Raw genomic sequence first — 16,359 nt, forward strand, 5'->3', positions numbered from 1 at the left:
CCGCCCCGGTCCGGCCGGCGATCCCTACCTGCCGGCCGCCGTCCTGCGCGGCGGCATCCACCGGTCGGTCGTGCCGGTCGGCTCGTGCCACAGGGCTCGCATCAGGGCGATCTCCGCCCGCTGGCCGTCGCGGATCTGGTCGGCGAGGTCGGCCACCTCCTCGTGCTCAGCCAGGTGCCGCCGGAGCAGCCCCTGCGACATCATCACGGCCGCCATGTGGTGGGGGATCATGTCCCGCAGGAACGCCTGGTCGAGCTCGGCCCCTCCCAGCGCCCCGAGATCCCGCATCATCGGCGGGTCCTGCGCCGGTGCCGTGCCGGGGTACCACCGGCGCAGCCACGCGCGCATCAGGACGAGCTGGTCCGTCTGGGTCGCCTCGATGGACTCGCCGAGCTCGCGCAGCTGCGGCCGCGCCGAGCGCTGCAGCTCGCGCGCTGCGGTGACGGCCTCCTCGTGGTGGGGGATCATCCGGGCGAGGTAGTCCGCCTCACCGGTCACCGTCACGGCACCGTGCCCGGGCATGGTCCCGGTGATCGGCATGATCGGGGCGCCGGGTGCCCGGGCCTCCCCCCACGTCCCGGCGACGACGCCCCGGTCATGCGGGCAGCCCGGTGTCGCCTCACCCGGCAGTCCCCCCGCCGGCGCGGCCCCGGCCCCGGCCAGAGCGAGGGGCAGGGCGAGTGCGCCGCCGATGGCGGCGCCGCGTGCTCGTCGCAGGTCCATGACGTCCCTCCGTCCTCCTGCCCAGCGTCGCGCGCTCGCCCGCGCGGGGGGAGGGCCGTTCGTCCCGAGCCCGGCGCGCCGCGGCGACGCGGCGGGGCACCGGTGCCTTGGCGGGTCGTCGGGACCTCCTGCTCTGGTCACCGGCCGCGGCCCCGGCGAACCGTGGAGGTCCGGGGCACGCCATCCGGGTGCTCCGCGCATCGAACCAGGAGGTTCCCATGAAGGCGCTGGTGTACCACGGCCCCGGCCGGACGGGCTGGGAGGAGGTGCCGGACCCCGTCGTGGTCGACCCCACGGACGCGGTCGTGCGCATCGACACGACGACGATCTGCGGCACCGACCTGCACATCCTCAAGGGGGACGTCCCCGCGGTGACCGACGGGCGCATCCTCGGCCACGAGGGGGTCGGCACGGTGCTCGAGGTGGGCGACTCGGTGCGCACCGTGTCACCCGGTGACCGCGTGATCATCTCCTGCATCAGCGCGTGCGGCCGATGCACCTTCTGCCGTGAGGGCAACCCGTCGCACTGCCTGGCGGCCGAGGGGGCGGCCGGGATCGGGTGGGTGCTGGGGCACCTCATCGACGGCACGCAGGCGGAGATGGTGCGGGTGCCGTTCGCGGACACGTCGCTGTACTCCCTGCCCGACGGCGTCCCCGACGCGTCCGCCGTGCTGCTGTCCGACATCTTCCCGACCGGGTTCGAGATCGGTGTCCAGTACGGCCGCGTGCAGCCGGGCGACACGGTCGCGGTCGTCGGAGCCGGCCCGGTCGGCCTGGCCGCCATCGCGACCGCCGGCCTGCAGGGCGCGGCCCAGGTCGTCGCGATCGACCTGGACGACAACCGGCTCCAGCTCGCCCGCACCGTCGGGGCCACGGCCGCCGTCAGCTCCGCCGACGACGGATGGGCCGACCGGGTCCGCGCCCTCACCGACGGCCAGGGGGTCGACGTCGCGGTCGAGGCGGTCGGCATCCCGGCGACCTTCGCGATGTGCACCCGCATGGTGCGGCCGGGCGGCTCGGTGGCGAACATCGGGGTGCACGGCGCGCCCGTCCAGCTGGACCTGCAGGACCTGTGGATCCAGAACATCACGATCACGATGGGCCTGGTGAACACCACGTCGCTGCCGATGCTGCTCAAGCTCGTCGCGCAGGGCCGGCTGCCGGCCGAGGCGTTCGTGACGCACCGCTTCTCGTTGGACGACATCGGGTCGGCGTACGAGACGTTCGGCGACGCCGCCCGGACGCACGCGGTCAAGGTGCTCATCAGCCGGTGATGCCGGCAGACGCAGCGCCGGGGGTCCCGCGGTCCGCGTCCGCACGGACACGGACCGCGGGACCTGCGCCGCGTGGGGGAGCCGAGTGGGGGACCGACGCGCGCCGGACGCCGGCCGGCCCCGGACCGGCCCCGGACCGGCCCCGGGCGCCCGGCGTCAGATGAACAGCAGCTGCGCGCCGTCGGTCTTCTCGATGAAGTCGGACGCGCTGATGATGGCCTCGACCCCGTCGTAGAGGTCGGCCTCGCTCAGGCCGTTCATGTCGGCCGACATCCGGCACGCCCACAGGTGGCCGCCGGACGCGACGATCTGGTCGAGGAACTCCGGCACGTCCGGGATGTCGAGAGCCGCGATCGACCGGCGCAGGCGGGATGTCGCCAGTGCGGTCATGCCGGGCAGCCCACCGAGCCCTTGCGGCAGGTGCGTGGCCGGGTTGCCGAGCATCGTGAACTTGAGGTCGCCCATGGTCCGCGTGGTGATCATGTCGAAGCCCCAGAAGGTGAAGAACAGGTGCGTCTCGACGCCCTCGCCGAGCGCGGCGTTGGCCAGGACGAGGGCCGGGTAGGCCATGTCCAGGCTGCCCTTGGAGCAGATGATCGCGAGCGTCCGTCCGGTGCTCGCGTCGTCGTCGAACCGCGGGACGATCTGGGCAGCGACGTCGGTGGTGTTCATGGCGGGCTCACCTCTCTCGGGTCGGGTCACACGCAGCCGTGGGGCTTGGGCAGGCCCGCCACGTAGGCCATCTTCTTGGCGGGCTTCTGCGGGAAGAGCCCGAACAACGCCTTGACCGGGATGCCGGTGCCGAGCGAGGCGCGGCGCAGGGTGGGTGTCTCGCCGCGCGCGGTGAAGTCCGCGCGCAGGAACCGCAGCACCGCGCGGTGCTCGTCGGTGAGCGTCAGCCCGATGCGCTCGGCGAGGACGTCCGCCAGGGACTCGTCCCACTCGGCCGGATCGGTGAGGAAGCCTTCGGCGTCGACGTGGACGGCGTGGCCGTCCAGGGTGGTGACAGGCATGGCGGTGCTCCTAGCGGGTGGCGGCGGTGGCGGGGGTGGCCGGGACGGACTTGCCGACCATCGACATGTGGGACGGCAGCGGCATCGGGCGGCCGGGGAGCAGGACGTTCCAGTACAGCCAGCGGAACGCGAGCTTGCCGAGGTGGTTCGCCCGGGTCTCCTTGAGCAGGCTGAGCGGTCCGACGGGCAGCGGGTACCGGCCGGGCAGGGGCTCGGTGTCGTAGTTGAAGTCGATCAGCAGGCCGCGGCCCGCGCCGGACTCGACGAAGCAGTTGGCGTGGCCGTCGAACGCGCGCGTCATGGGGCGTCCGGCGACGTGCTCCAGGAAGTTGTCGACGAAGACGTCGACCGAGAAGTGCGCCACCGACCCGGCCTTGGACGCCGGGATGTCGGACGCGTCCCCGAGCGCGAACACGTCCCGGTGCGCCGTCGACAGCTGCGTGTGCCGGTCCACCGGGACGAAGTTCAGCTCGTCGCCCAGCCCGGAGCGCCCGACGTAGTCGGCGCCCATGTGCAGCGGCACCGTCACCAGCAGGTCGAACGGCACCTCTCGCTCGTCGTACGACACCAGGGTCCGCGCGTCGGCGTCGACGCGCTCGACCAGGAAGTCGGTCTCGACGGTCACCGACCGCTCGGCCAGCATCGAGCCGAGGCGGTCCGAGGCGATCGGCTGGGTGAAGGCGCCCGAGAGCGGCGTCACGTAGACCAGCTCGGTCCGCTCCCGCAGCCCCCGCCGCCGCAGCCAGTCGTCGACGAGGAAGGTGAACTCCAGCGGCGCCACCGGGCACTTGATCGGCGTCTCGACGATGTGCACCACGAGCCGGCCGCCCGGGAAGGCGACCAGCGCGTCGGCCAGCGCCTGCGCCCCGTCCAGGGTGTAGAAGTCGAAGATCGAGCGGCGCCACTGCGGGCCCAGCATCCCCGGGGTCTGGTCGGGGCGTGGTGACGCCCCGGTCGCGATGACGAGGTAGTCGTACCCCAGACGCCGGCCGTCGGTGAGCGTCACGGTGCGCCCGTCCGGGTCGACCCGGTCCACCTCGCCCAGGACCAGCTCGACGCCGTCGGTGACGAACGCGTGGCGGGACCGCACCAGGTCGCGCGCGCGGAGCCGGCCGAACGGCAGGAACAGGAACCCGGGCTGGTAGGGGTGGGCGTCGTCCCGGTCGACCACCGTGATGTCCCACTCGAGCGGGTCCAGGCGCCGCCGCAGGCGGTTGACCACCATGGTCCCGGCGGTCCCGGCCCCCAGAACCACCAGGCGGTGGGTCATCGCGCACGCTCCTTCGTCACCGGGCCACGTCACGTCACCGCGCGCGGCCTCGTCGCCATGGGCGTCGTCGCCCTGCTGGCCACGCTAGGGACGCCGGCCGCGCGACGGTCAGAGCCGAAGGTCCCGTGGCGCGGGGCCGGCCGAGGCGATCGGCCACCGGCGGGTCCGCGTCGGTGACGCGGCGGCGGAGCGCCGGTGAGCCGCAGGGTGACGACGACGCTGGACCCCGCCCGGCGCATCGACAGGGCGTCCACCTCTCGGCCGACCAGGTCGCGCAGGCACTCGAGGATCACGCCGCACGCCGGGGTGGACGCGTCCAGCACGGTGTCGACGCACCGCACGTCGTGCGCCGCCGCCCCGAGGACCGCGTCTCGCGCGAGGTGACCGCCGAGCCGTGCGCCGGCGGCCCCTGGCTCGGCGTGCACCGTCATCCGGGCGTGGCCGACGTCGTCGTGGCACAGCACCACGCGTGCCCCCGCCACCTGGAGCACCGTGTCGTCGGGCGTCGTCGTGGTCATGGCCGCAGGCCTCCTCGCCGGAGGTGTCCACCCCATCAGCGCGGGCCGGCGCCGCCCAGGGGCGAAGGTCCCCGGCGCTGCGACGACGAGCCGGTCGCGCCGCCGGGTGGCGTGTGCCCGCCCGCGCGACCGGGCGGGCACACGCCGGGACGCCGGGACCGGTCCTCCGGTCCGCCTGGGACCGGACCGGGTTCGGCGGTCGGGCGCCCGCGCGCATCCCTGCGCGCGCCCCACGCGGCTGTCCGCCGTCGTCGCCGCTCGGAGTCGTCGCCGCCGGCCGGGGGCCGCGTGCTCACCCTGCCTCTGCGCGACCGGCCGCACCTGGGTCCTTGGTCCACACCTCGCTCGGCCCTGCCCGCCCGCCCCCACATGCAGGGCGGCGCACGGGCCGTGAGGCGGCGCGCCCGGGCCCGCTCGCACGCGAGGACCTTCGGCCCATGTCCGCGCCGGGGCACCCCGAGGACGCTGGGGGCAGGAGTCCGGTGGTCGGGCTCGGCGGGACGCGGATGCGACGTCCCGGTACACCCTGGGAGGTACGTGTCATGTCCAGCACCACGAAGTCCGTCGCCCCCACCGCGGGTACGGGCGCCGTCCGCTATCAGGAGCAGATCGTCACCAGTGCCGCGGCGCGCAAGGTGCTCGCCGTGTCGCGCATCGTCATCGGGTTCACGTTCCTGTGGGCCTTCGTCGACAAGACCTTCGGGCTCGGGTTCGCCACGCCGGCCGAGCGCGCCTGGATCAACGGCGGCACTCCGGCGCAGGGGTTCATCACCAACATCGAGGGTCCGTTCGCCGACTTCTTCCAGGTGTTCGCCAACCCGTTCGGCGACGTGCTGTTCATGGTCGGCCTGCTCGGGATCGGCGTCGCGCTCGTGGCCGGCGCGGGGTTGAGGATCGCCGCGGTCACCGGCACGCTGCTCCTGGCGTTCATGTACCTGGCCGAGCTGCCGGCGGCGCTCGGTGGCAACAACCCGGTCGTCGACTCGCACTGGCACGAGGCGCTGCTGCTCATCATCGCCGCGGTCACGCTCTCCGGTGACACCTGGGGCGTGGGCAAGATCTGGGCGCGCATCGTCGGCAACAGCTGGCTGCGCTGAGCCTCGAACCGCCGCACACCCAGGGCGGGTCCCCACGGGGGACCCGCCCTGGGTCACGCGTCACGGGCCGACGTCTGTCACGCGTCACGGGCCGACGTCACGGGACCCGACCGCGGGCCCCGGTGCCGTCCGGGGGGGCGGCTGGACGGCGCGAGCAGGATCGTCCCCGCGCCCCGGCGGACCACCTCGGCGCTGACCGACCCGAGCAGCGTTCCCCGGACTGCGCCGCGTCCGCGCGGCCCCAGGACGAGCAACGCCGCGGTGCGCGACCGGTCCACCAGGACGTCGGCCGGACCACCGAGGACCAGCTCGACCGTGACGTCCAGGCCGGGGTGACGTGCCCGCAGTGCGGCGACGACCTCGTCCACCCCGGTGACCGGACGAGCGGGGCCCGCGGACGCCGAGGCGCGCACCAGCACCAGACCCGTTCCGAGCAGGGCCGCCTCCGCGGCCGCCAGGTCCGCGCTCACCGCCGACCGTGACGACCCGTCCACACCCGCGACGACCGGGGCGCCACGCCGCCCGCCCCGCCGCCCGGTGACCACGGCGACGGGACAGCGTGCGTGCGCGACGACGTGGCCGGCACCCGGCCCCGCCGGGCCACCGACCGATCCGCCCACGTGCGGTCCGACGACGAGCAGCTGACTGCGGCAGCTCAGGTCGCGCACCGCCCGGGACTGCGGCTCGGGCACCAGACGGGTGGACAGCCGCAGGCCAGGTCGCCGGGCGCCCTCACGCTCGGCGAGCTCCCGCAGCGCGAACGCGGCCTCGGCGTGGACCGGGTGGTGCGGCGACGGGTACCACTCGCCCTGCACGGGGTCCGGGTCGTCCGGCACCGCGCGGGCGAGCAGGACGGGGGCACCGCGCAGCGCCGCCTCGGCCAGCCCCCACTCGAGGGTGGTGCCGTCGTGCACGGAGCCGTCCAGCTCGATGGTGACGCACGCGGTGGCCCCGGACCCGTCGGTCCGGGGCCACGGGGCACTGGCCACGTCGGGGCGCCGACCGGTCACACGGACATGCCGTGCGTCCGGTGCGCCCGGTGCGCGACGAGGTCCGCCAGGTGTGCGCCCCACTCGCGGGCACGCTCGGCCTCGCCGGACGCCAGCGGCCCCTGGGTGCCGTCCACCCAGAACGACTCCGCCGGGACGACCGGCTCGAACCCCAGGCGGCGCAGCCGGCGGTGGATGGCCTTGGCGGCCGACCCGGGGACACGCGGGCTCGCCACCCGGGTGTCGAAGGCGGCCGCGGCCAGCCCCGGCACGGCCGGCAGCACTCGCTCGAGCCACTCCCGGACGCCGTCGTCCACGCTCACCGTGGCGTGCGCCGCCTGCCGCGCGGCGTCCTGCCGGGTGGAGGACCGGCTCATGCCGAAGGCGTGCGTCGGTCCGCCGACCACGAGCAGGTCGGTGTCGACCAGGCACGTCGCGGTGCCGACCTCGACGAGGTCGACGTCCATGACGGGGAACAGCCCGTTGCCGATCGCTCGCGCGACGTCGCGCGTGGTGCCGAACATCGACTCGTAGACCACCAAGGCCTGCATGACGACCACTCCCGCCGGATCTCACTGCTGCCACCTGCTGTCCCCTCCAGGCTCGGCATCCCCGGGGGGCGCCACCAGGGACCAAGGACCCGGCCCGCCGCGGGGCGTCGCGGGGCCGAAGGTCCCTGTCGCCGGCGCCGGCCGGGCGGCACGGTGGGGAGAGGTCGTGACGGTGCGACGGCCGCCCGTCGACCACACACACCGTGTCGACCACACACACCGTGTCGACCACGCAGACCGTGTCGATCACCGAACGTGCGGGAGGGCGTCATGCCGAAGTACATCGTCGACTTCGCCGACGGGAACAAGGACCTCGCCGACCTGCTCGGCGGCAAGGGTGCCAACCTCGCGGAGATGACCCGCCTGGGTCTGCCCGTGCCGCCCGGGTTCACCATCACCACGCAGGCCTGCCGCGCCTACCTGGCCGACGGGCACCTGCCGCCGGAGCTGCGGGTCGAGCTCACGATGGCGGTGCGCCGCCTGGAGGACGCCGTCGGCCGCGGGCTCGGCGACGTGCACGACCCCCTGCTGGTCTCGGTGCGGTCCGGGGCGCGGTACTCGATGCCGGGGATGATGGAGACGGTGCTCAACGTCGGTCTCAACGACGCGACCGTCCAGGGCCTGGCCAAAGGCTGCGGCGACGACCGGTTCGCGTGGGACTCCTACCGCCGGCTCATCCAGATGTTCGGCCGCACGGTGCTGGGGATCGACGGTGACCGGTTCGCCGACGCGCTGGACGCCCTGAAGGCGGACCGTGGTGTCTCGGCGGACACGGACCTGACGGCCGACGAGCTCAGGCTCCTGGTCGAGCGGTTCAAGCACATCGTCCGGCAGGACGCCGGCCGCGACTTCCCCCAGCACGCCCGCGAGCAGCTGGACCTGGCCATCGCGGCGGTGTTCGGGTCGTGGAACACCGACCGGGCCCGGCTCTACCGCCGTCGCGAGCGGATCCCGCACGACCTGGGCACCGCGGTCAACGTGGTGACCATGGTGTTCGGCAACCTCGGGCCGTCCTCCGGGACGGGGGTCTGCTTCACCCGCGACCCCGCGACCGGCAAGCCCGGCAGCTACGGGGACTACCTGCCCAACGCGCAGGGTGAGGACGTCGTCGCGGGCATCCGCAACACCCTCAGCCTGGCCGACCTCGCCGAGCTCGACCCCACGAGCTACGCGCAGCTGCGCCAGGCGATGCGGCGGCTGGAGACCCACTACCGCGACCTGTGCGACATCGAGTTCACGATCGAGCGCGGCCGGCTGTGGATGCTGCAGACGCGGGTGGGCAAGCGCACGCCGGCGGCGGCGTTCCGGATCGCGAGCCAGCTCGTCGACGAGCACCTGGTGACACCGGACGAGGCGCTCGGCCGGGTCACCGGCCAGCAGCTCAGCCGGCTGATGTTCCCGCAGTTCGACGCGGATGCCGACCGTCGGCCGCTGACGCGCGGCATGGCGGCGTCCCCGGGCGCCGCGGTGGGCCGGGCGGTGCTCGACTCCGCCCGCGCCGAGGCGTGGGCCGCCGACGGACGCGACGTCGTCCTCGTCCGCCGGGAGACCAACCCGGACGACCTCGGCGGGATGATCGCCGCCGCGGGCGTCCTCACCACGCGCGGCGGCAAGACGTCGCACGCGGCGGTGGTCGCCCGCGGCATGGGCACGACGTGCGTCGTCGGCGCCGAGGAGGTGCAGGTCGACCTCGCGGCACGGTGCTTCTCGGTCGGCAGCACGGTCGTCCACGAGGGCGACGTCATCGCGATCGACGGCGGCACCGGCGAGGTCTTCCTCGGCGCGGTCCCCGTCGTGGCGTCCCCGGTGGTGCGCTACCTCGACGAGGGGCTGGAGTCCGCCCTGGCGCACGCCCGGGACGACGACACCCGCGAGCTCGTGCGGGCCGTCGACCGGCTGCTGCGCCACGCCGACGCGGTCCGGCGTCTGCACGTGCACGCGAACGCCGACACCGCCGCCGACGCGCGCCGCGCCCGGGGATGGGGCGCCCAGGGCGTCGGGCTGTGCCGGACGGAGCACATGTTCCTCGGCGAGCGCCGGGTCCTCGTCGAACGGCTGATCCTCGCCACCGACGACGCCGAGCGTCAGGCCGCGCTGGACGCGCTGCTGCCGCTGCAGCGGGCGGACTTCGTCGCGCTGCTGGCCGAGATGGACGGGCTGCCGACGACGATCCGGCTCATCGACCCGCCGCTGCACGAGTTCCTGCCGGACCTCACCGAGCTCTCGGTCCGGGTCGCGGTCGCGGACGACCGCGTCGCGCGCGGCGCACCGAGCGACGACCCGGACGCCCTGGCCCGCGACCACCGGCTGCTGACCGCGGTCCGGCGCATGCACGAGGCCAACCCGATGCTGGGGCTGCGGGGCGTGCGGCTGGGGCTCGTGGTCCCCGGCCTGTTCGCGCTGCAGGTCCGGGCGGTCGCCGAGGCGGTCGCCCGACGGGTCGACGACGGCGGGGAGCCCCGCGCCGAGATCATGGTCCCGCTGGCGGCGTCCGTCATGGAGCTGCAGCTCGTGCGGGACGAGGCCGAGCGCGTCATCGCGGCCGTGTCCGCCGAGACCGGCGTGCCGCTGCGGATCCCGATCGGCGCGATGATCGAGCTGCCCCGGGCCGCCCTCACCGCCGACCGGATGGCGGCCGCCGCGGAGTTCTTCTCCTTCGGCACGAACGACCTCACCCAGACCACCTGGGGGTTCAGCCGCGACGACGTGGAAGGGGCGTTCTTCGCCGAGTACACCGACCTCGGCGTGCTGACCGTCTCCCCGTTCGAGACGATCGACCGCCGCGGCGTGGGCCGGCTCGTGCGGATCGCGGTCGACGAGGGACGCACCGTTCGCCCCGACCTCGTGCTCGGCGTGTGCGGTGAGCACGGCGGGGACCCGGAGTCGGTGCACTTCTTCCACGACGCGGGACTGGACTACGTCTCGTGCTCGCCGTTCCGCGTGCCGGTCGCCCGCCTGGAGGCGGGCCGGGCCGCGGTCGTCGCCTCTGCCGGCTCCGCCGGCGGCGCCGACACCCGCTGAGGACCACCACCGTCGTCCCTCCACGGAGGTCGTCATGGCCAGCACCCTGCACCCGACGCGAGCGCCGGCACGGACGCCGCGACGGGCCGGCCGTCCGACGGCGCCCCCGCGGCGGCTCACCCGGCGGTCGACCGGCCGCCGGTGGCGCCCGGCCGGCGCCGCGGTCCTGCTCGCCGGCGCGGCCGGCGTCGTCACCGGGCAGCTCATGCCGCTCGGCCCCACGTCGGCCGGGACGGCGCTGGCGGTGATGGCCACCGGCGCCGTCCTCGGGGCGGCCGGCGGCCGGGCGGTGCGCTCGGCGTGGTCGGTGGTCCCGCTGGCGGCCGTGCACCTGGCCGCCCTGGAGATCGCGCGCAGCGACCTGCTGCTGCCCACGGTGCACGACCTGCGGCCCGGCTCGACCTGGTGGCTGCTGGTCCAGCTGCTGGGGCGCGGCCTGCACGGCGTGCTGCTGCTGCTGCCGATGGTGCTCGCGGCGCGGCTGACCTCGCGCGCCGGGCGCGGCGACGCGCCGGCCCGCCACCCCCGGGCGTCCACGGCGACCACCGGCCTCGTCGGGGTGCTGGTGGCCGTGCTCGCCGTCCTGGTCGCGCTGCCGGCCACGACACCCCCCGTGCGCGACGCCGACGGGCAGGTGGTGCCCGGGAGCATCGCGACCCTGGACACCGTCGTCCTGGGTGGGGACCCGCACACGGTGATGATCCGGGCGGCCGATCCGGACGCGCCCGTCCTGCTGTACCTGTCCGGTGGCCCCGGCCAGTCCGACCTCGCGCTCGCCCGGGTCCTGTCCGAGCCGTGGGTCGACGACGTCGTGTTCGCCACCTTCGACCAGCGGGGCAACGGCACCTCGTACCCCGCGCTGCTGCCGACGCGGGACGCGACGCTGGCGCGTGCGGTGGCCGACGTCGCGGAGCTCGCCGAGTACCTGCGCGCCCGCTTCGACGAGGACAAGGTGATCCTCCTGGGGGAGTCGTGGGGGACCCTGCTCGGCGTGCTGACGGTGCAGCAGCGGCCGGACCTGTTCCACGCCTACCTCGGCAGCGGTCAGATGGTCGACGTCGCCGAGACCGACCGGCGCATCTTCCGCGACCTGGTCGCCCACGCCCGGCGCACCGGTGACGAGCAGCTCGCGGCGCTGACGCGCCGGATCGGCGAGCCGCCGTACGCGGACGAGCCGTGGGCCAACGCCGAGGTCATGGCCGCCTACGGCTACCTGTACGACCCCTACACGCCGCCGGCCGGCTACCGGGCCCGTGGCGCGGCGTCGGGCCTGGACGGGTTCGGCCTGCGCGGGGTCGAGTACACCCTGACCGACAAGGTCGACGTGCTGCGGGGGCTGGTCGACACCTTCTCGGTCCTGTACCCCCAGATCCAGGACCTCGACCTGCGCGACGACGTGCCGCAGCTGGGGGTGCCGGTGTTCGTCCTGGACGGCGCCGCCGAGCTGGACGGGCGGCGGGACCTCGCCCTGGAGTGGTTCGACACGCTGGATGCTCCGAGCAAGCGTCTGGTGAGCTTCCCGGACGCGGCCCACGCCGTCGCCTTCGAGCAGGCCGACGCCGTCGACCTGCTGCTCGAGCGGGAGGTCCTGCCGCTGGTCGGTCAGGGGTAGGCCAGCGCCGCCCGGCCGTCCGTCCGGCCGGCCGCCGCCGGCCGCTCGAACCGCACCGCCCACGGGTGCGCACCGCGCCCGCACGCGATCCAGCCGTCACGCTGGATGTCGCGTCGCAGGGTGTGCAGCGCGCGGTTCATCCCCGGGGCGACGTCCTCCCGGGGGTCGCCGCCCTCGCCCGGTCGGGGACCGGGGAACGGCGGGCTGACGTAGAGCAGCCGACCACCCCGGCGTGCCACGAAGCGCAGCACGGTCGCCGCGTCGCCCGGGACCGGCCGCGCCGACGGCGCCCCCCGAGCGCCCGCACGAGGGCAGTGCTCGAGCTCGATCACCAGGGTGTCGGTGCATGCGTCCATGCACCCACGATCGCCTGCCGGTGCACTGCCCTCCAGGGGCGGAGGTCCCGACCGGGGCGTGCACGCGAGCGGCCCCGCGGGCGGACCCGCTCAGTGCAGGGCGTCGTCGTGCACGACCAGCACCGTGACGGTCGCGGCCCGGACGACCTCGCTGCTCACCGCGCCCAGCAGCATCCCGCGGAAGGCGCCGAGACCGCGCGAGCCCACCACGAGGAGGCCCGCGTCCGCCGACGCGTGGACCAGGGCGTGCACCGGGTCGTCGTCGACGAGGTCGAGGCGGACGTCGAGCCCCGGATGCTCCGCGCGCAGACCCGCCACCACGGCCTCGGCGGCACGACGCGTCGGGTCGTCGGCGTCGGCGGTGGCCAGCGGGGACAGGAACATCAGACCGTCGGTGCCGTACGGCACCTGCGTCGGCCGGCCGTGCACGACGACCAGCGCGACGCCGCGCAGCACGGCCTCCCGGGCCGCGACGTGAGCGGCCGCGACCGAGGAGGTGGAGCCGTCGACACCCACGACGACCGGGGCGGCCCGGTGGGCGAGGTCGCGCACCACCGCGACCGGGCAGCGTCCGTGCGCGGCGAGGTGGGCGCTGATCCGGCCGATCCGGGGGCTCTCGGAGTGGCCCCGCGCGCCGACCACGAGGAGCTGGGCGTCCTCGCTGACGGAGCGCAGCATCGGCACCGTCGGGCCGTGCAGCAGCCGGGTGGTGACCGGCAGCCCGGGCCGTCGGGCGGTGGCCTGGCGCGTGGCGTCGGCGAGGTACTGCGCGGCCTCGTCGCCCCACCGCACGTCGCCGACCACCGGGTACCAGCTCGCCTGGGTGTACTCGTGCGGGTCCTGGTAGGCCCGGGCGAGCACGGCCTCGGCTCCACGCAGCTCGGCCTCGGCGAGTCCCCAGTCGAGCGTCCGCCGGCTGTGCGGCGACCCGTCGACGGCGATGACCACGGCACCCTCGGGTCGCATCGCGACCTCCTCGCCTCCGGGGCCCGCCGGCACGGGTCCCTGCTGACCAGGATGGTGGCGCCGGGACGCGGGCGGCAGGGACTTCGGTCCCTCACCGGTCGGCCGCCCGACGCCAGCCGCGGCGTCGGGCGTCGCTCCCCAGCGCGGCCAGGGTCACCGCCGCCGCGCCGAAGACCGCCTGCAGGGGGTGCGGGCCGATGAACGGGACCTGCACGACCAGCTCCACCGCCAGGGCACCGGCGGCCAGGAGCACCACGTCGGGTGCGTGCGGGGAGCGCCGGGCCGCCAGCAGCGCGGCCGCCCCCGACGGCACGGCGACGGTGCCGGCGAGCCAGACACCCGGCAGGACCCAGCTGGACAGCCCGAGCGGTGCGATCGCCGCCACGGGAGGTGTCCCGAGGCCGGCGACGAGCGCGGCGGCGCCACCGAGGCCGGCGACTGCGACGAGTGACTCGGCGGCGATCAGCACGCGGCGGTGCGGGAAGCACCCAGCAAAGGACGGCGGGGTGCCGACGGCGGTGGTGCCAGCGGACCGACCGGAGCTCATCATCACGGCAGCCCTCCCGTGTCGAGGTGGGGGACGAGCGACGCGGACGTCGGGCCGCTCCGCCCTCAGGTCTGCCACCTCGCTCGACCGGTCACCAGGGACGAACGGCTCATCCTGGCCCTCGGCGCCGTGCCCGAGCTGCCCGGCGGTCACCCGGGGCACCACGCCGGGGCGACGCCGGCCGTGATCGTGCCGTTGGTCCCTGGCGGCACCGGAGCGACCCGGCTGAGGTGGAGGGGACCGGGGGAGGAGGGACACATGGACGCGGTGCGCGCCTCGGCACCCAGGGTCGCCGTGGACCGGCTGCGCCCCGGCGACGTCCTCGAGCTCGCGACCGACGTCGGGCCCGCCCCGTCGAACGTCGGGGCGCTGCTCCTGCTGAGCGGCGACGTGCCGGCCGACGCCGTGCAGGACGCGCTCGTGGACCGGCTCGGACGCGTCCGGCGGCTGGCCGACCGGGTCGTCAGCCCCCCGCGCCCGCTGGGGCGCCCGTACTGGGCCCGCGACCCGGGGTTCGACGTCCGCGACCACCTCTCGCAGCTCCGGTGCGTGCGGACCGACGACGACGCGCTGCTCGCCGTCGCCACCGACGCGGTGACGTCCCCGCTGCCCCGTCACCGCCCGCTGTGGCGGGTGTCGGTGCTCGTGGGGCCGGCCGGCACGGCGGTGGGCGTCGTGGTCGTCCTGCACCACGTCATCACGGACGGCGTCGGGGGCCTGGTCCTGCTCGCGCGCCTCGCCGACGGCGTGGACGTCGCGGCGCGCCACGACACCGCCGGCTCGCGGCGCGGGCCGACCACCGGAGCGCTCGCCCGGGACGTGCTCGCCCGGGCGCTGGCCGGGCTGCGGGGGGCGCCGGCGTCGGCGCGGCTCCTGGCACGGGGCGCGGTCGAGCTCGGGGTCTCGGGCCACGGCGCCGTGCTGGCCCCACGGACCTCGGTCAACGCCCCGACGGGACCCTGTCGCCGGGTCACCGTGGTCGACGTCGACCTCGTCGGGGTGCGGCAGGCCTCACGCCGGCACGACGCGACGGTCAACGACGTCCTGCTGGTCGCGGTCGCGGGCGCGCTCGGTCGGCTGCTCGCCGGGCGGGGCGAGCACCCGCCCGAGCTGGTGGTGTCCGTGCCGGTGTCCGGCAGGCCGTCCGGCCGTGACGACCTGGGCAACGACGTCGGCGTGATGCCCGTGCGGGTCCCGGTGCACGGGACGCGTGCGGAGCGGCTCGCGTGCGTGAGCCGCCGGACCCGGGCGCAGAAGGCGGCGGGCCGCGGCTCCTCCAGCGCCCTGGTCGGGCCGGCGTTCCGGCTCCTCGCCCGGCTCGGGCTCTTCCCCGCCCTCATCGACCGCCAGCGCCTGGTCAACACCTTCCTGTCCGACGTGCGCGGGCCGTCCCAGCCCCTGCTCCTCAGCGGCGCACCGGTCGTCCGGACGATCCCGCTCGTCGTCAGTGCCGGCAACGTCGCCGTGGCGTTCGCGGCGCTGTCGTACGCGGGACGCCTCACCGTGTCCGTGGTCGTCGACCCCGAGCTCGTGCCCGACCTCGAGGTCCTGCGGGCCGGGCTGGAGGACGAGCTGCGGGACGTGCTGCGGGACGTGCTGCCCCGCGGTGGCGCGCAGGACGGCGTCCTGCACGAGCCAGGCGCCTGACCGCCGCGGGGGTGGCGTCGGCGTGCCGAGCGGGCTCAGCACGCCGACCGTGGCACGGGCTGCCCCGCGGGCGCCGGCCGGGTCGGTGACGGTGGCCGTGCCGGCCTCAGCCGGCGCACCACCGCGGCCACCTGCGCCGTGGCGTCGGGCACCGGCACCGCCAGGGTGTCGGCGACCTGACGGTCGGTGAGCCCGCTGGCGACCAGCCGCACGACGCGCCGCTGCGACGGCGTCAGGGTCGCCGTCACGCCCGGGTCGGCGCCGCCGGTGAGCCGCGCGCGCACGCGGGCCTCCGCGGCCGGGTCGAGGGCGGTGCCGCCGCGGCCGGCGCAGCGCACGGTGTCGGCCACGTCGAGCCGGCGCAGGTCGCGCAGGACGCACCCGGCGGCGCCGGCCAGCACGAGCTGCAGGACGGTGTCGTCGTCGTCCAGCGAGGTCAGCACCAGCACCGCGACGTCGGGGTCCACCGACCGCATCCGGCGGCACACGCCGATCCAGTCCTCGTGGTGCAGGTGGTCGTCGAGCAGGACGACGTCCGGGTGCAGACGGGACGTCGCCGTGCCCGCGTCGGACGCCGTCACGGTGGCCCCGACCAGCACCAGACCGGGCGCTCGCCGGACGGCGACGCAGAGGGTGGCTCGGACGATCTCGTCGTCGGCGACCACCAGGACCCCGACATCCATGCGCCCGATCGTGCCTGCGCGGCAGCGCGCGGGTGCAGGGTCGAAGGTCACCAGTGCGGCGGCGTGGCGGGCCCCGTCACCGGGTGCCGGGC

The 16,359-nt window shown here is 75.6% G+C and carries 16 protein-coding genes; 5 read left to right on the forward strand and 11 right to left on the reverse strand.

Features of this window, described 5'->3' with window-relative positions:
* Positions 1 to 24: 24 nt before the first annotated feature.
* Positions 25 to 723: a DUF305 domain-containing protein gene (locus Q0840_RS15005; RefSeq protein WP_298460772.1), complete on the reverse strand. Its 699-nt coding sequence runs from the start codon at positions 721 to 723 to the stop codon at positions 25 to 27.
* 218 nt (positions 724 to 941) lie between these two features.
* Here Q0840_RS15005 and Q0840_RS15010 point away from each other — a divergent pair, with 218 nt between their 5' ends.
* Positions 942 to 1,997, forward strand: coding sequence for a zinc-dependent alcohol dehydrogenase family protein (locus tag Q0840_RS15010; protein WP_298460774.1), 1,056 nt, complete (start codon positions 942 to 944; stop codon positions 1,995 to 1,997).
* A 156-nt stretch (positions 1,998 to 2,153) separates the two neighbouring features.
* Here Q0840_RS15010 and Q0840_RS15015 read toward each other — a convergent pair whose 3' ends face one another.
* From Q0840_RS15015 to Q0840_RS15030, 4 genes are read right to left on the reverse strand one after another with little or no spacing between them, the layout of a single operon-like run.
* The gene (locus Q0840_RS15015; protein ID WP_298460776.1) at positions 2,154 to 2,669 is read right to left on the reverse strand and encodes a DsrE/DsrF/DrsH-like family protein; all 516 of its coding nucleotides are present in this window, start codon (positions 2,667 to 2,669) and stop codon (positions 2,154 to 2,156) included.
* A gap of 26 nt (positions 2,670 to 2,695) precedes the next feature.
* A complete protein-coding gene (locus Q0840_RS15020; protein ID WP_298460778.1) occupies positions 2,696 to 3,010 on the reverse strand; it encodes a TusE/DsrC/DsvC family sulfur relay protein in 315 nt (104 codons plus the stop codon).
* 10 nt (positions 3,011 to 3,020) lie between these two features.
* On the reverse strand, positions 3,021 to 4,280 hold the full coding sequence (locus Q0840_RS15025) for an NAD(P)/FAD-dependent oxidoreductase (RefSeq protein WP_298460780.1): 1,260 nt from the start codon (positions 4,278 to 4,280) through the stop codon (positions 3,021 to 3,023).
* 29 nt (positions 4,281 to 4,309) lie between these two features.
* Positions 4,310 to 4,798, reverse strand: coding sequence for a hypothetical protein (locus Q0840_RS15030; protein WP_298460782.1), 489 nt, complete (start codon positions 4,796 to 4,798; stop codon positions 4,310 to 4,312).
* A gap of 542 nt (positions 4,799 to 5,340) precedes the next feature.
* Between Q0840_RS15030 and Q0840_RS15035 the strand changes: the two genes are divergently transcribed.
* Positions 5,341 to 5,895 carry a DoxX family protein gene (locus tag Q0840_RS15035; protein ID WP_298460784.1) on the forward strand — a complete coding sequence of 185 codons (555 nt, stop codon included), beginning with the start codon at positions 5,341 to 5,343 and terminating at the stop codon, positions 5,893 to 5,895.
* Between the two features lie 77 nt (positions 5,896 to 5,972).
* Here Q0840_RS15035 and Q0840_RS15040 read toward each other — a convergent pair whose 3' ends face one another.
* Positions 5,973 to 6,884: a universal stress protein gene (locus tag Q0840_RS15040; protein WP_298460786.1), complete on the reverse strand. Its 912-nt coding sequence runs from the start codon at positions 6,882 to 6,884 to the stop codon at positions 5,973 to 5,975.
* Between the two features lie 17 nt (positions 6,885 to 6,901).
* On the reverse strand, positions 6,902 to 7,435 hold the full coding sequence (locus Q0840_RS15045) for a flavodoxin family protein (RefSeq protein ID WP_298460788.1): 534 nt from the start codon (positions 7,433 to 7,435) through the stop codon (positions 6,902 to 6,904).
* A gap of 270 nt (positions 7,436 to 7,705) precedes the next feature.
* Between Q0840_RS15045 and ppdK the strand changes: the two genes are divergently transcribed.
* On the forward strand, positions 7,706 to 10,456 hold the full coding sequence (gene ppdK, locus Q0840_RS15050) for a pyruvate, phosphate dikinase (RefSeq protein WP_298460790.1): 2,751 nt from the start codon (positions 7,706 to 7,708) through the stop codon (positions 10,454 to 10,456).
* A 34-nt stretch (positions 10,457 to 10,490) separates the two neighbouring features.
* Complete coding sequence (locus Q0840_RS15055; protein ID WP_298460792.1) at positions 10,491 to 12,068, forward strand: alpha/beta fold hydrolase; 1,578 nt, start codon at positions 10,491 to 10,493, stop codon at positions 12,066 to 12,068.
* Here the strand turns inward: Q0840_RS15055 and Q0840_RS15060 are convergent.
* The 3 genes from Q0840_RS15060 to Q0840_RS15070 form a co-directional block, all read right to left on the reverse strand.
* A complete protein-coding gene (locus Q0840_RS15060; protein ID WP_298460794.1) occupies positions 12,059 to 12,424 on the reverse strand; it encodes a hypothetical protein in 366 nt (121 codons plus the stop codon). The genes Q0840_RS15055 and Q0840_RS15060 overlap by 10 nt on opposite strands.
* A 90-nt stretch (positions 12,425 to 12,514) precedes the next feature.
* Complete coding sequence (locus tag Q0840_RS15065; protein ID WP_298460796.1) at positions 12,515 to 13,390, reverse strand: universal stress protein; 876 nt, start codon at positions 13,388 to 13,390, stop codon at positions 12,515 to 12,517.
* 91 nt (positions 13,391 to 13,481) lie between these two features.
* Entirely contained in the window at positions 13,482 to 13,859 is a 378-nt protein-coding gene (locus Q0840_RS15070; protein ID WP_298460798.1) for a hypothetical protein, read from the reverse strand.
* A gap of 336 nt (positions 13,860 to 14,195) precedes the next feature.
* On the opposite strand from Q0840_RS15070, the gene Q0840_RS15075 reads away from it, so the two are divergent.
* Positions 14,196 to 15,584, forward strand: a complete 1,389-nt coding sequence (locus Q0840_RS15075; RefSeq protein ID WP_298460800.1) for a wax ester/triacylglycerol synthase domain-containing protein — start codon at positions 14,196 to 14,198, stop codon at positions 15,582 to 15,584.
* Positions 15,585 to 15,619: 35 nt separating this feature from the next.
* Here the strand turns inward: Q0840_RS15075 and Q0840_RS15080 are convergent, their stop codons facing one another.
* Positions 15,620 to 16,267 carry a response regulator transcription factor gene (locus Q0840_RS15080; protein ID WP_298460802.1) on the reverse strand — a complete coding sequence of 216 codons (648 nt, stop codon included), beginning with the start codon at positions 16,265 to 16,267 and terminating at the stop codon, positions 15,620 to 15,622.
* Positions 16,268 to 16,359: the final 92 nt, after the last annotated feature.

The organism is uncultured Cellulomonas sp., assembly GCF_947494015.1.
Taxonomy (GTDB): domain Bacteria; phylum Actinomycetota; class Actinomycetes; order Actinomycetales; family Cellulomonadaceae; genus Pengzhenrongella.